Origin of the sequence: Lelliottia nimipressuralis (assembly GCF_004115925.1) — a bacterium.
Classification (GTDB): domain Bacteria; phylum Pseudomonadota; class Gammaproteobacteria; order Enterobacterales; family Enterobacteriaceae; genus Enterobacter; species Enterobacter nimipressuralis.
The window spans coordinates 22,222-35,955 of record NZ_SDDX01000013.1 but is presented as its reverse complement, the minus strand read 5'-3'; the positions used below and the strand labels follow the sequence as shown (position 1 = coordinate 35,955).

The window sequence follows — 13,734 nt, the reverse complement described above, 5'->3', positions numbered from 1 at the left end:
GAATGAGTTTTGTAAAGACGAACAATAAATTTTTACTTTTTCCAAAAACTTAATCCCGGAACTTCGGGCTATAAAACGAATCTGATGTACACAGCAATTTTGCGTTATCTGTAAATCGAGATTGAGAACATGAAAAAAACCACATTAGCAATGAGTGCACTGGCTCTGAGTTTAGGTTTAGCGTTATCCCCTCTGACTGCCACCGCAGCCGAGACCGCCTCTTCGGCCGCCACGGCGCAGCAGATGCCAAGCCTTGCCCCGATGCTCGAAAAAGTGATGCCATCGGTGGTGAGTATTAACGTTGAGGGGAGCACAACCGTTAATACACCGCGCATGCCGCGTAACTTCCAGCAGTTCTTCGGTGACAACTCACCGTTCTGCCAGGACGGTTCCCCATTCCAGAGTTCGCCATTCTGTCAGGGTGGCGGCGCGGGCGATGATGGCCCAGGTGCGGGTAACGGCGGCGGTCAGCAGCAGAAATTCATGGCGCTCGGCTCAGGTGTCATTATTGATGCCGCGAAAGGCTATGTCGTGACCAACAACCACGTGGTGGACAACGCCAGCACCATCAAAGTGCAGCTGAGCGATGGCCGTAAATTTGATGCCAAAGTGGTGGGTAAAGATCCTCGCTCTGACATCGCTCTGATCCAGATTCAGGATCCGAAAAACCTGACGGCGATTAAGCTCGCTGACTCCGATGCTCTGCGCGTCGGTGATTACACCGTGGCAATCGGTAACCCGTTTGGTCTGGGTGAAACCGTAACCTCCGGTATCGTTTCTGCGCTGGGTCGTAGCGGCCTGAATGCGGAAAACTATGAAAACTTCATTCAGACCGATGCGGCGATTAACCGTGGTAACTCCGGCGGTGCGCTGGTAAACCTGAACGGTGAGCTGATCGGGATTAACACCGCGATCCTGGCACCGGACGGCGGCAACATTGGTATCGGCTTTGCGATCCCAAGCAACATGGTGAAAAACCTGACCAGTCAGATGGTTGAGTTTGGCCAGGTGAAACGTGGCGAGCTGGGTATTCTGGGTACAGAGCTGAACTCCGAGCTGGCGAAAGCAATGAAAGTTGACGCTCAGCGCGGCGCATTCGTCAGCCAGGTCATGCCGAGCTCTTCTGCGGCGAAGGCCGGTATCAAGGCCGGTGATGTGATCACCACCCTGAACGGCAAGCCAATCAGCAGCTTCGCGGCGCTGCGTGCTGAAGTCGGCTCTATGCCGGTCGGCAGCAAAGTGAACCTGGGTCTGCTGCGCGATGGCAAACCGGTGAACGTGAGTCTGGAACTGCAGCAGAGCAGCCAGAATCAGGTCGACTCCAGCACTATCTTCAGCGGTATTGAAGGTGCGGATATGAGCAACAAAGGCGCGGATAAAGGTGTGGTGGTGAGCAATGTCAAAGCTAACACTCCGGCGGCGCGTATTGGCCTGAAAAAAGGCGATGTGATTATCGGCGCAAACCAGCAGCCGGTGAAAAATATCGCGGAACTGCGCAAAATTCTCGACAGCAAACCAACGGTGCTGGCGCTGAATATTCAGCGAGGTGACACTACGCTGTACCTGTTGATGCAGTAATCCCCAGCCCCTGCCTGCTATCAGGCAGGGGCTTTCTTCGTTTCTGTGACCCTTTCCACAAGTCCATACTTCTCCCCCTGACTTTGTGCATCCGCACAATGCGACACCCTTTGAACTCCCCTATGCTTGAGCTCAGCTCACAGGAGGGTTACATGGCTGGCTGGCATCTTGATACCAAAATGGCGCAGGAAATCGTGGCGCGAACCATGCGCATCATCGATACCAATATCAACGTAATGGATGCCCGTGGGCGAATTATCGGCAGCGGCGATCGCGAGCGCATTGGGGAATTGCACGAAGGCGCGCTTCTGGTGCTTTCTCAGGGGCGGGTGGTGGATATCGACGATGCGGTGGCGCGACACCTGCACGGCGTGCGTCAGGGGATAAACCTGCCGCTGCGCCTGGAAGGGGAGATCGTGGGCGTCATCGGCCTGACCGGTGAACCGGAATCACTGCGTAAATACGGTGAACTGGTGTGCATGACCGCCGAGATGATGCTGGAGCAATCGCGCCTGATGCACCTCCTGGCTCAGGACAGCCGTCTGCGCGAAGAGCTGGTGATGAACCTGATTCAGGCCGAAGAGCACACGCCTGCGCTCACGGAGTGGGCGCAGCGTCTGGGTATCGATCTCAATCAACCGCGCGTGGTGGCGGTGATTGAGGTAGACAGCGGTCAGCTTGGTGTGGATAGCGCAATGGCGGAGTTGCAGCAGTTGCAAAACGCGCTGGCGACACCGGAGCGGAATAACCTGGTAGCGATTGTGTCGCTGACGGAAATGGTGGTGCTGAAACCGGCGCTGAACCCGTTTGGCCGCTGGGATGCGGAAGACCATCGGCGTCGGGTTGAGCAACTTATCTCACGCATGAAAGAGAACGGGCAGCTGCGTTTTCGCGTCGCGCTCGGCAACTATTTCACCGGGCCGGGCAGCATCGCGCGTTCATGGCGAACGGCGCGCACCACCATGATGGTGGGGAAGCAGCGGATGCCCGAAAGCCGGGGCTATTTCTATCAGGATTTAATGTTGCCGGTGCTGCTCGACAGTTTACGCGGCGGCTGGCAGGCCAATGAGCTGGCGCGACCGCTGGTGCGCCTGAAAGCGATGGATAATAACGGGCTACTGCGCCGTACGCTGCAGGCCTGGTTTCGTCATAACGTTCAGCCGTTGGCGACCTCGAAGGCGTTGTTTATTCACCGCAATACGCTGGAATACCGGTTGAACCGTATATCGGAACTGACCGGGCTGGATCTGGGGAATTTCGATGACAGGTTGTTGCTGTATGTGGCGTTGCAGCTGGATGAGCAGCGGTGATGTAGGGCCTGACGCCTTAACTCCGCGCTTTTTTACGGAAGAGTGAAAAACAAAAAACGGCAACCGGGAGTTGCCGTTTTACATTTATTTCCCGCGCGTTAACTTCTCAAGATCCGATTCAATTTCGCTGATCTTGTTGGTCACAACGCTTTCAAGATGACGCAGATCGTCAAGGATCTTACGTTTAAGATCGACTTCGGTGCGATCGCGCTGGCAGATCTGATCGAGTTCATCAATGACATAGCGGAGATTCGGGCTGATTTCCTGAACCTCTTTATATCCCTGGCCGACGCCATCAGCGACGACGGTTTTACGTTGACGCGGGTATTTGAACTTCACGCTCTTCGCGAAAAACTCTCCTTTGTCCTTGTGAAAATAGATTTTCAGAATATCGTTGTTCGCTTCCTGGCGGAGGCTGTAACGATCAATTTCATCAGGATTGGTAATGCCCAGACTTTTCAGATTATCGTACATAGCGGTACCCTTGAGCTCAACATAACCTATGAATAATTAACGAAAAAATCTATCTTCGCCACCATCAGATGTAAAAAAAGCGGGGTGGCCCCCGCTTTTTGTTATACCCGATTAATCGATGGTACGCAGCAGTTCGTTGATACCGACTTTGCCCCGCGTTTTCGCATCGACTTTTTTCACGATAACCGCACAGTACAGACTGTATTTGCCATCTTTAGACGGCAGGTTACCGGAAACGACAACCGAACCGGCCGGAACGCGACCGTAATGCACTTCACCCGTTTCACGATCGTAAATGCGGGTGCTCTGGCCGATGTAGACGCCCATTGAGATCACTGAGCCTTCTTCTACGATCACGCCTTCAACCACTTCGGAGCGCGCGCCGATGAAGCAGTTATCTTCAATGATGGTTGGGTTGGCCTGCAGTGGCTCAAGAACGCCACCGATGCCGACGCCACCGGACAGGTGAACGTTTTTACCGATCTGCGCGCAAGAACCGACGGTTGCCCAGGTATCCACCATGGTGCCTTCGTCAACGTAAGCACCGATGTTCACGTAGGACGGCATCAGTACGGTGTTGCGTGCGATAAACGCGCCCTGGCGAACGGCCGCAGGCGGAACCACGCGGAAACCTTCTTTCTGGAAACGCGCTTCGTCGTAATCAGCGAATTTCATCGGCACTTTATCGAAGTAGCGGCTTTCTGCTCCGTCGATAACCTGGTTATCGTTAATACGGAAAGAGAGCAGCACGGCTTTCTTCAGCCACTGATGAGTTAGCCACTGGCCGTCAATTTTTTCCGCGACACGCAGCGCGCCGGAATCAAGCAGAGAAATCACCTGATTCACCGCTTCGCGGGTGACGGTATCCACATTTGCCGGGGTAATTTCGGCGCGACGCTCAAAGGCGGACTCAATAACGTTCTGTAACTGCTGCATTGTTTTTACTCTTTCCATTTCACTAAAAAACACGTCACCCTTTATCGTTTGGATTGAGGGCTGCTGTCAACCGTTGTTGTACCTCAAGTTGCAGCTCATTATTAAGGGCACGTCGGTCGGCGGTGGCGATTATGAATAAATCTTCTACTCGCTCGCCAATGGTTGTAATTCTGGCGCCATGCAGCGAAATTCCCAGATCCGCAAAAACCTGGCCAACGCGCGCCAGCAGGCCCGGCTGGTCAAGGGCGATCAGTTCGAGGAACGATTTCCGGTCCGTATGGGTCGGCAGGAAATTGACCTCCGTATCGACGGTAAAATGGCGCAATTTCGCCGGCTGGCGACGTGGCTGTGGCGGCTGCCAGCTGTGCTGGGTAATCGCCTGTTCCAGACCGAAGCGAATGCCTTCGTGCCTGTCGGATGAGAGCGGGCTGCCGTCCGGCTCCAGCACGATAAAGGTGTCCATCGCCATGCCGTCGCGGGTGGTGAAAATTTGCGCGTCGTGAACGCTCAGATTGCGCCGGTCGAGTTCTGCGCAGACGGCGGCAAACAGATAGGCCCGATCCGGGCTCCAGATAAAGATTTCGGTCCCGCCGCGCGTTGCCTGTGGGCTTAGCAGGATCAGCGGTTTTTTCAGATCATGCTTCAGCAGATGCCGCGCGTGCCAGGCGAGCTGATTTGGGCTGTGGCGGACAAAGTAGTTGGCCCGGCAGCGCGACCAGATCTGATGCAGCGCTTCCTCATCAATGTTGTCCATTCGCAGCAGCGCCAGCGCCTGAAGCTGGTGGTGACGTACGCGTTCACGCATATCCGGCGTATTTTGCATCCCGCGACGCAGCTGTTTTTCGGTAGCGAAATAGAGCTCGCGCAACAGGCTCTGCTTCCAGCTGTTCCACAGGGTTTCGTTGGTGGCGCAGATATCCGCGACCGTCAGGCAGACCAGAAAACGCAGGCGGTTTTCAGTTTGGACGATTTCGGCGAACTGCTTGATCACTTCCGGGTCCTGAATATCGCGGCGCTGCGCGGTGACAGACATCAGAAGATGATGGCGAACCAGCCAGGCGACCAGTTGGGTTTCGCGCGAATTCAGGCCGTGTAGTTCAGCAAATTTCAGTACGTCCTGGGCACCGAGCACCGAGTGGTCGCCGCCGCGCCCTTTGGCGATATCGTGGAACAGGGCGGCAATCAGAATCAGTTCTGGGTGGCTGAGGCGCGGCCAAAGCTCAACGCACAGCGGGTGCTTCGACCGTGTCTCTTCTTTAGCGAAACTTTCCAGTTTCAGCATCACGCGAATGGTGTGTTCGTCCACCGTGTAAGCGTGGAACAGGTCAAACTGCATCTGGCCGACAATGTGCGACCACTGAGGCATATAGGCCCAAAGCACGCTATGGCGGTGCATCGGCAGCAGGCCACGGCTGACAGCACCGGGGTGGCGTAACATGCTCAGGAAGAGCGAACGGGCTTCCGGGATATAGCACAGAGGCTGCGTCAAATGGCGGCGCGCATGGCGCAGATGACGCAACGTGGTGGAGTAGATCCCGGTGATCGTGCTGTTGCGCACCATGGTGTAGAACATCCGCAGGATCGCTTCCGGCTCGCGAATAAACAACGTTTCATCGCGCAGGTCGATGAGGGTGCCGCGCAGCTGGAATTCGTCATCAATCGGACGCGGCTTTTCATCGGTGGTCAGCGCCAGGATGGCTTCATCAAAGAGCTGCAATAGCATCTGGTTAAGCTCAGAGACGCGGCGGGTGACGCGGAAGAAATCCTTCATCATCTGTTCAACCGGCTCGTTGCCTTCGCCGCTGTAGTTCAGGCGCTGGGCGACGCTGAGCTGGCGGTCGAACAAGAGACGGTTATCGTAACGGGTCACTTCCAGATGCAAGGCAAAACGGATGCGCCACAGCAGATGCAGGCATTCGTTAAGCTCGTTGCGTTCGGCTTCGGTTAAAAAGCCAAAACCGACCATCTCATCCATAGACGTCGCGCCAAAATGGCGACGCGCGACCCATTGTAAAGTGTGAATGTCGCGCAGGCCACCGGGGCTGCTTTTGATGTCCGGCTCAAGGTTATAGCTGGTGCCGTGATAGCGCTGGTGGCGTACGTTTTGCTCTTCAACTTTTGCGGCGAAAAAGCGCTCAGACGGCCAGAAACCGTCGCTGAAGATATGTTTTTGCAGTTCCAGGAACAGGGCGACGTCGCCGATCAGCAGGCGCGTTTCAATCAGGTTGGTGGCGACCGTGAGATCCGATAACCCTTCCAGCAGGCACTCTTCGAGCGTGCGGACGCTGTGACCAACTTCCAGCTTCACGTCCCACAGGAGTGTCAGGAGTTCGCCAATTTTTTGCGCCTGTTCGTCGGGCAGCTTTTTGCGGCTCAGCACCAGCAGGTCGATATCGGAAAGCGGGTGCAGTTCACCGCGACCGTAGCCGCCCACGGCGACCAGCGCGACGTCGCTTATCTGACCAAAACCATACTCGATCCACAGGCGTTGCAGCAGCTGATCGATAAATTCGGTGCGCGCTTCGATGAGCTCTTCCGCCGAAATACCCTCGTCAAAGGCTTTACCCAGCCAGCGCTGAAAAACGTCGATATGCGCTTTAATATCCGCCACCGTGAGCTCGCGCTGTGGCCAGACTCCAGGGTTGTCCGGCTGGTCGGGCAGGGTGGGGAGTGCCGTGTTCGGATACTGTTCGGGTAAAAGGTTACTCATCTCGTGCGCCACCCATAAGTAAAAGCTATAGCCATTAAAAAAGCCGGCATTTGCCGGCTTCTTATCATTCGTTGTGCGAGAGTATCGCCGGGATGGTGTCATCCTTTCGCAACGTCATAATTTCGCAGCCGTTGTCTGTTACCACAATAGTATGCTCGTACTGCGCAGACAAGCTTCTGTCTTTGGTTTTTACCGTCCAGCCATCTTTCATGGTACGGATGCGGTAGTCGCCGGAGTTCACCATCGGTTCGATAGTGAAGGTCATGCCTTTTTGCAGCACCACACCGCCGTCATCCGCATCGTAATGCAGAACCTGCGGCTCTTCGTGGAACACGCGGCCAATGCCGTGACCGCAGTATTCGCGCACGACGGAGAAACCTTCCGCTTCCACGAATTTCTGGATCGCGGCACCAATGGTACGCAGGCGGATGCCCGGCTTAACCATTTTCAGCGCCAGGTAGAGGCTCTCCTGGGTGATGCGGCACAGGCGCTCGCCGAGGATGGTCGGCTTGCCGACGATAAACATTTTGGAGGTGTCGCCGTGATACTCGTCTTTAATGACGGTCACGTCGATGTTAACGATGTCGCCATCTTTCAGCAGTTTCTCGTCATCCGGAATACCGTGACACACCACTTCATTAATAGAGATGCAGACGGATTTCGGGAAACCGTGATAGCCGAGGCAGGCGGAGACCGCGTGCTGCTCGTTGACGATATAGTCGTTACAGATGCGATCCAGTTCGCCGGTGCTGACGCCCGGTTTGATGTACGGTTCGATCATTTCCAGCACTTCAGCGGCCAGACGACCGGCGACGCGCATCTTTTCAATTTCTTCTGGGGTCTTAATAGAGATAGCCATGTAATCTGTCCATCAGTGTCGATTTTTTCGACAATACTAGTCTAAGTGTTGTCAATGGTACCAGTCTGGAGCGTTGCCTGCCAAATTGAGAATCATTAACAGCACACACCGCCAACAATTATTGGTTTATGGTGGCGTTTTGTGGTATAAAGCGCGCCGGACTTCCGATCCATTTGTAATACACAAGATGGACCAGAGGCGACAACTCTCACATTGTGTAAATAACACACACGTATCGGCACATATTCCGGGGTGCCCTTCGGGGTCGGTAATATGGGATACGTGGAGGCATAACCCCAACTTTTAAATAGAGGTTTTAAACATGGCAACTGTTTCCATGCGCGACATGCTCAAGGCTGGTGTTCACTTCGGTCACCAGACCCGTTACTGGAACCCGAAAATGAAGCCTTTCATCTTCGGCGCGCGTAACAAAGTTCACATCATCAACCTTGAGAAAACTGTACCAATGTTCAACGAAGCCCTGGCTGAGCTGAACAAGATCTCTTCCCGTAAAGGTAAGATTCTGTTCGTTGGTACTAAGCGCGCTGCAAGCGAAGCTGTGAAAGAAGCTGCAAACAGCTGCGATCAGTTCTTCGTGAACCATCGCTGGTTGGGCGGCATGCTGACCAACTGGAAAACTGTTCGTCAGTCCATCAAGCGCCTGAAAGATCTGGAAACCCAGTCTCAGGACGGTACTTTCGATAAGCTGACCAAAAAAGAAGCGCTGATGCGTACTCGTGAGCTGGACAAGCTGGAAAACAGCCTGGGCGGCATCAAAGACATGGGCGGTCTGCCAGACGCTCTGTTCGTTATCGACGCTGATCACGAGCACATCGCAATCAAAGAAGCTAACAACCTGGGTATCCCGGTATTCTCTATCGTTGATACCAACTCCGATCCGGACGGCGTTGACTTCGTTATCCCGGGTAACGACGATGCAATCCGTGCTGTTAGCCTGTACCTGAGCGCTGTTGCTGCTACCGTTCGTGAAGGCCGTTCCCAGGATCTGGCTTCCCAGGCGGAAGAAAGCTTCGTAGAAGCTGAATAATAAGGTTCTGTCCCTTATTTAGTACCGTGTATAAATAGGGGCCTCTATCTGGCCCCTTTTTCACTTTTAAGCCTGTCTGGTTTCTTAAACCGGGCAGGACATCTCTCCCGAGGATTAAAGAATGGCTGAAATTACCGCATCCCTGGTAAAAGAGCTGCGCGAGCGTACTGGCGCAGGCATGATGGATTGCAAAAAAGCGCTGACTGAAGCGAACGGCGACATCGAGCTGGCAATCGAAAACATGCGTAAATCCGGCGCAATCAAAGCGGCGAAAAAAGCAGGTAACGTTGCAGCTGACGGCGTGATCATCACTAAGATCGACGGCACCTACGGCATCATTCTGGAAGTTAACTGCCAGACTGACTTCGTCGCTAAAGACGGCGGTTTCCAGGCTTTCGCAAACAAAGTACTGGACGCAGCGGTTGCTGGCAAAATCACTGACGTTGACGTTCTGAAAGCACAGTTCGAAGAAGAACGTGTTGCTCTGGTTGCTAAAATCGGTGAGAACATCAACATCCGTCGTGTTGCAGCACTGGAAGGCGACGTTCTGGGTTCATACCAGCACGGCGCACGTATCGGTGTTCTGGTTGCGGCTAAAGGCGCTGACGAAGAGCTGGTTAAACAGCTGGCTATGCACATCGCTGCAAGCAAGCCAGAATTCGTGAAACCAGAAGACGTGTCTGCTGAAGTAGTAGAAAAAGAGTACCAGGTTCAGCTGGACATCGCCATGCAGTCTGGCAAGCCTAAAGAAATCGCAGAGAAAATGGTTGAAGGCCGCATGAAGAAATTCACCGGCGAAGTTTCTCTGACTGGCCAGCCTTTCGTTATGGATCCAAGCAAATCTGTTGCTCAGCTGCTGAAAGAGCACAACGCTGACGTAACTGGCTTCATCCGCTTCGAAGTGGGCGAAGGCATCGAGAAAGTTGAAACTGACTTCGCAGCAGAAGTTGCTGCAATGTCCAAGCAGTCTTAATGATTGCGAAGGAGCCGCCTGAGGGCGGCTTCTTTTTGCCCCTCATGTGTAAATCAGACAGAGCCCTCTGGTTTCTGTACTGATAAGCGGCATACTATGTCGCCAGAATTAACCCCCATCTTAATCGTTGACAGTCTCAGGAAAGAAACATGGCTACCAATGCAAAACCCGTGTACAAACGCATTCTGCTTAAGCTGAGTGGCGAAGCACTGCAGGGAACGGAAGGCTTCGGTATTGACGCAAGCATTCTTGACCGCATGGCACAGGAAATCAAAGAACTGGTTGAACTGGGTATCCAGGTTGGCGTAGTTATTGGCGGTGGCAACCTCTTCCGTGGCGCTGGTCTGGCGAAAGCGGGTATGAACCGCGTTGTGGGCGACCACATGGGTATGCTGGCAACCGTGATGAATGGCCTGGCGATGCGTGATGCGCTTCACCGTGCCTATGTGAACGCCCGCCTGATGTCCGCTATTCCGTTGAATGGCGTATGTGATAACTACAGCTGGGCAGAGGCGATCAGCCTGCTGCGCAATAACCGCGTCGTGATCCTCTCCGCCGGTACCGGTAACCCGTTCTTTACGACCGACTCCGCAGCGTGCCTGCGCGGGATCGAGATCGAAGCAGACGTGGTGCTGAAAGCCACCAAAGTCGACGGCGTGTTTACTGCCGATCCAGCAACCGATCCGACTGCGACCATGTATGATCAGTTGAGCTACAACGAAGTGCTGGATAAAGAGCTGAAAGTGATGGATCTTGCCGCCTTTACGCTGGCTCGTGACCACAAATTACCGATTCGTGTTTTCAACATGAATAAGCCTGGTGCACTGCGTCGCGTAGTGATGGGTGAAAAAGAAGGCACTTTGATCACGGAATAATTTCCGTTGACGACAAATACAGGTAAGATTCCGCATTACTTTTGTAGTGGGTTTGTTACCTGGACGCGCCTTTGGCGTTGTCATGAATTAAACGCGACTATACTTAGCACACCTATAGCGGCTGTGCTGGCGGATAGTCTGCCTGAGACTAGTGTTCAAGGATTCGTAACGTGATTAACGACATCAGAAAAGATGCTGAAACACGCATGGAAAAATGCGTAGAAGCGTTCAAAAACCAAATCAGCAAAGTGCGTACTGGTCGTGCTTCCCCAAGCCTGCTGGATGGCATTGTAGTGGAATACTACGGTACCCCAACTCCGCTGCGTCAGCTGGCGAGCGTAACGGTTGAAGACACCCGTACCCTGAAAATCAACGTTTTCGATCGTTCATTGGGTCCGGCTGTTGAAAAAGCCATCATGGCTTCCGATCTGGGTCTGAACCCAAGCTCTGCGGGCACTGATATCCGCGTTCCGCTGCCTCCACTGACAGAAGAACGTCGTAAAGAGCTGATCAAAGTCGTGCGTGGCGAAGCTGAAGGCGCTCGCGTTGCCGTGCGTAACGTGCGTCGTGATGCGAACGATAAAGTGAAAGCACTGCTGAAAGAGAAAGAAATCAGCGAAGATGACGATCGTCGTTCTCAGGACGACGTGCAGAAAATGACCGACGCTGCGATCAAGAAAGTTGACGCGGCGCTGGCAGATAAAGAAGCGGAACTGATGCAGTTCTGATTTCTGACGTCATCTGATAAAACGCCGTTCAGAAAGTCCTGTGACTTTGCTGGCGGCGTTTTGCTTTTATATGGTCTAACTTTTCTTCCGGGCATCTCATGAAGCATTTAACTCTTCTCGGCTCGACCGGCTCTATCGGTTGCAGCACTCTCGACGTTGTTCGTCACAACCCTGACCAGTACACGGTAATCGCCCTCGTGGCCGGTAAGAACGTGCAGCGCATGGTTGAACAGTGTCTGGAGTTTACTCCCCGCTATGCGGTGATGGATGACGAGGAAAGTGCTCGCCAGGTCAAAACGTTACTGACAGAGAATGGCAGTCGCACTGAGGTTTTAAGTGGTCAGCAGGCTGCATGCGAAATGGCTGCGCTAAGTGACGTGGACCAGGTCATGGCGGCCATCGTGGGGGCAGCGGGTTTACTGCCAACGCTTGCTGCTATTGATGCCGGTAAGACGGTACTGCTGGCAAATAAAGAGTCGCTGGTGACCTGCGGCCGCCTGTTTATGGAAGCCGTGAAAGCGCGAGGTGCGCGACTTTTACCGGTAGATAGCGAACATAACGCGATTTTTCAGAGTTTACCGCAACCTTTTCAGGAAAACCTGGGGTACGCTTCACTTGAGCAGAATGGCGTGGTGTCAATTTTGCTTACCGGGTCTGGTGGCCCATTCCGTGAAACGCCGCTGTCTGAACTGGCCGCAATGACGCCCGATCAGGCCTGTCGGCATCCGAACTGGTCGATGGGACGAAAAATCTCCGTCGATTCCGCCACTATGATGAACAAAGGTCTGGAATACATTGAAGCTCGCTGGTTGTTTAATGCATCGGCGAAACAGATGGAAGTGCTGATCCACCCGCAGTCGGTGATTCACTCGATGGTGCGCTATCAGGACGGTAGCGTGCTGGCGCAACTGGGCGAACCGGACATGCGCACGCCTATCGCCCATTCGATGGCGTGGCCGAACCGTGTAGTCTCAGGGGTAAAACCGCTCGACTTTTGCAAAATCAGCTCACTGACTTTCAGCGAGCCTGACTACGATCGCTACCCTTGTCTGAAACTGGCGATGAACGCCTTCGATCAGGGACAAGCGGCGACTACCGCGCTCAATGCCGCCAATGAAGTGACCGTTGAGGCATTTCTGAATCAGCACATCCGCTTTACGGATATCGCCGCACTCAATCTTTCGGTGCTTGAAGCGATGGATTTGCGTGAACCGCAGAGCGTGGAAGCAGTGCTGGCAGTCGATGCGCAAGCGCGCGTCGTTGCACGCGAACAAGTGACGCGTCTCGCAAGCGGGCGATAATCCACCCACGAGTCGTCGTGCTATTTGTTAGCGTTGGGCTTCGGTGATATAGTCTGCGCCACCTGATCGCTGGTATTTGACGTAGAGTGGTCAGGTAAGCCGTGGTTTACACGGCTTTTTTGTGGAAAGGCTTCAGTATTCCTGAGTACCGTTAAATCCTTTCAGGGACTAAAAACGCGTTATGTTGTCTGCGAATCAACCAATAAGCGAAAACTTGCCAGCTCATGGCTGTCGCCATGTAGCAATCATCATGGATGGCAATGGCCGCTGGGCGAAAAGACAAGGGAAGATACGAGCCTTTGGGCATAAAGCTGGGGCGAAATCTGTTCGCCGCGCCGTATCTTTTGCCGCCAATAACGGCATTGATGCGTTAACGCTCTATGCTTTCAGCAGTGAAAACTGGAATCGACCGCCGCAGGAAGTGACTGCGTTGATGGAATTGTTTGTGTGGGCGCTCGACAGCGAAGTAAAAAGCCTGCACCGCCACAACGTCCGCTTGCGCATTATCGGTGATACCAGTCGTTTCAACTCACGTTTGCAGGAACGCATTCGTAAAGCGGAAGCGGTGACCGAAAACAATACCGGTCTGACGCTCAATATCGCGGCGAATTACGGCGGACGTTGGGACATTATCCAGGGTGTTCGGCATCTGGCTGAGCAAGTTCAGGAAGGGCTGTTAAGACCCGACCAAATTGATGAAGAGGCGCTGGGTCAGCAAATCTGCATGAACGAACTGGCACCTGTGGATTTGGTTATTAGGACAGGGGGAGAACATCGAATCAGTAACTTTTTGCTTTGGCAAATTGCCTATGCCGAACTTTACTTTACGGATGTTCTTTGGCCCGATTTTGATGAACAAGACTTTGAAGGTGCGCTGAATGCCTTTGCCAATCGTGAGCGTCGCTTCGGCGGCACTGAGCCAGGCGCCGAAAAAGTCTGATG

Annotated in this window: 12 protein-coding genes; 8 read left to right on the top strand and 4 right to left on the bottom strand. The window is 53.7% G+C overall.

Annotated features, from left to right (window positions below; translation table 11 throughout):
- Window positions 1-129: 129 nt before the first annotated feature.
- Both degP and cdaR read left to right on the top strand, forming a co-directional pair.
- The gene (gene degP, locus ETG88_RS11050) at window positions 130-1,578 is read left to right on the top strand and encodes a serine endoprotease DegP (RefSeq protein ID WP_100777565.1); all 1,449 of its coding nucleotides are present in this window, start codon (window positions 130-132) and stop codon (window positions 1,576-1,578) included.
- A gap of 152 nt (window positions 1,579-1,730) precedes the next feature.
- The gene (cdaR, locus tag ETG88_RS11045; RefSeq protein ID WP_100777564.1) at window positions 1,731-2,888 is read left to right on the top strand and encodes a DNA-binding transcriptional regulator CdaR; all 1,158 of its coding nucleotides are present in this window, start codon (window positions 1,731-1,733) and stop codon (window positions 2,886-2,888) included.
- Between the two features lie 84 nt (window positions 2,889-2,972).
- On the opposite strand, the gene ETG88_RS11040 is transcribed toward cdaR, so the two are convergent.
- From ETG88_RS11040 to map, 4 genes are all read right to left on the bottom strand, one after another.
- Window positions 2,973-3,362, bottom strand: coding sequence for a DUF3461 family protein (locus ETG88_RS11040; RefSeq protein WP_100777563.1), 390 nt, complete (start codon window positions 3,360-3,362; stop codon window positions 2,973-2,975).
- A gap of 111 nt (window positions 3,363-3,473) precedes the next feature.
- A complete protein-coding gene (dapD, locus tag ETG88_RS11035) occupies window positions 3,474-4,298 on the bottom strand; it encodes a 2,3,4,5-tetrahydropyridine-2,6-dicarboxylate N-succinyltransferase (RefSeq protein WP_129035399.1) in 825 nt (274 codons plus the stop codon).
- 34 nt (window positions 4,299-4,332) lie between these two features.
- A complete protein-coding gene (gene glnD, locus ETG88_RS11030) occupies window positions 4,333-7,008 on the bottom strand; it encodes a bifunctional uridylyltransferase/uridylyl-removing protein GlnD (protein WP_107702225.1) in 2,676 nt (891 codons plus the stop codon).
- A gap of 64 nt (window positions 7,009-7,072) precedes the next feature.
- Complete coding sequence (gene map, locus ETG88_RS11025) at window positions 7,073-7,867, bottom strand: type I methionyl aminopeptidase (protein WP_102104629.1); 795 nt, start codon at window positions 7,865-7,867, stop codon at window positions 7,073-7,075.
- A gap of 322 nt (window positions 7,868-8,189) precedes the next feature.
- Here map and rpsB point away from each other — a divergent pair, with 322 nt between their 5' ends.
- The 6 genes from rpsB (at window position 8,190) to ispU (ending at window position 13,732) form a co-directional block, all read left to right on the top strand.
- Window positions 8,190-8,915, top strand: coding sequence for a 30S ribosomal protein S2 (gene rpsB, locus ETG88_RS11020; protein ID WP_100777560.1), 726 nt, complete (start codon window positions 8,190-8,192; stop codon window positions 8,913-8,915).
- A 121-nt stretch (window positions 8,916-9,036) separates the two neighbouring features.
- A complete protein-coding gene (tsf, locus tag ETG88_RS11015; protein WP_100777559.1) occupies window positions 9,037-9,888 on the top strand; it encodes a translation elongation factor Ts in 852 nt (283 codons plus the stop codon).
- 149 nt (window positions 9,889-10,037) lie between these two features.
- Window positions 10,038-10,763: a UMP kinase gene (gene pyrH, locus ETG88_RS11010; RefSeq protein WP_100777558.1), complete on the top strand. Its 726-nt coding sequence runs from the start codon at window positions 10,038-10,040 to the stop codon at window positions 10,761-10,763.
- A gap of 170 nt (window positions 10,764-10,933) precedes the next feature.
- Window positions 10,934-11,491, top strand: a complete 558-nt coding sequence (gene frr / locus ETG88_RS11005; protein WP_095280841.1) for a ribosome recycling factor — start codon at window positions 10,934-10,936, stop codon at window positions 11,489-11,491.
- Window positions 11,492-11,589: 98 nt separating this feature from the next.
- A complete protein-coding gene (ispC, locus tag ETG88_RS11000; RefSeq protein ID WP_129035398.1) occupies window positions 11,590-12,792 on the top strand; it encodes a 1-deoxy-D-xylulose-5-phosphate reductoisomerase in 1,203 nt (400 codons plus the stop codon).
- Between the two features lie 181 nt (window positions 12,793-12,973).
- Window positions 12,974-13,732, top strand: coding sequence for a (2E,6E)-farnesyl-diphosphate-specific ditrans,polycis-undecaprenyl-diphosphate synthase (gene ispU / locus ETG88_RS10995; RefSeq protein ID WP_100777556.1), 759 nt, complete (start codon window positions 12,974-12,976; stop codon window positions 13,730-13,732).
- The last annotated feature ends 2 nt before the right edge of the window (window positions 13,733-13,734 follow it).

Bases quoted from the DNA above. Each gene is read 5' to 3' on its own strand.
- degP (WP_100777565.1), top strand. From the start codon at position 130: ATGAAAAAAACCACATTAGCAATGAGTGCACTGGCTCTGAGTTTAGGT.
- cdaR (WP_100777564.1), top strand. From the start codon at position 1,731: ATGGCTGGCTGGCATCTTGATACCAAAATGGCGCAGGAAATCGTGGCG.
- ETG88_RS11040 (WP_100777563.1), bottom strand. From the start codon at position 3,362: ATGTACGATAATCTGAAAAGTCTGGGCATTACCAATCCTGATGAAATT.
- dapD (WP_129035399.1), bottom strand. From the start codon at position 4,298: ATGCAGCAGTTACAGAACGTTATTGAGTCCGCCTTTGAGCGTCGCGCC.
- glnD (WP_107702225.1), bottom strand. From the start codon at position 7,008: ATGAGTAACCTTTTACCCGAACAGTATCCGAACACGGCACTCCCCACC.
- map (WP_102104629.1), bottom strand. From the start codon at position 7,867: ATGGCTATCTCTATTAAGACCCCAGAAGAAATTGAAAAGATGCGCGTC.
- rpsB (WP_100777560.1), top strand. From the start codon at position 8,190: ATGGCAACTGTTTCCATGCGCGACATGCTCAAGGCTGGTGTTCACTTC.
- tsf (WP_100777559.1), top strand. From the start codon at position 9,037: ATGGCTGAAATTACCGCATCCCTGGTAAAAGAGCTGCGCGAGCGTACT.
- pyrH (WP_100777558.1), top strand. From the start codon at position 10,038: ATGGCTACCAATGCAAAACCCGTGTACAAACGCATTCTGCTTAAGCTG.
- ispC (WP_129035398.1), top strand. From the start codon at position 11,590: ATGAAGCATTTAACTCTTCTCGGCTCGACCGGCTCTATCGGTTGCAGC.
- ispU (WP_100777556.1), top strand. From the start codon at position 12,974: ATGTTGTCTGCGAATCAACCAATAAGCGAAAACTTGCCAGCTCATGGC.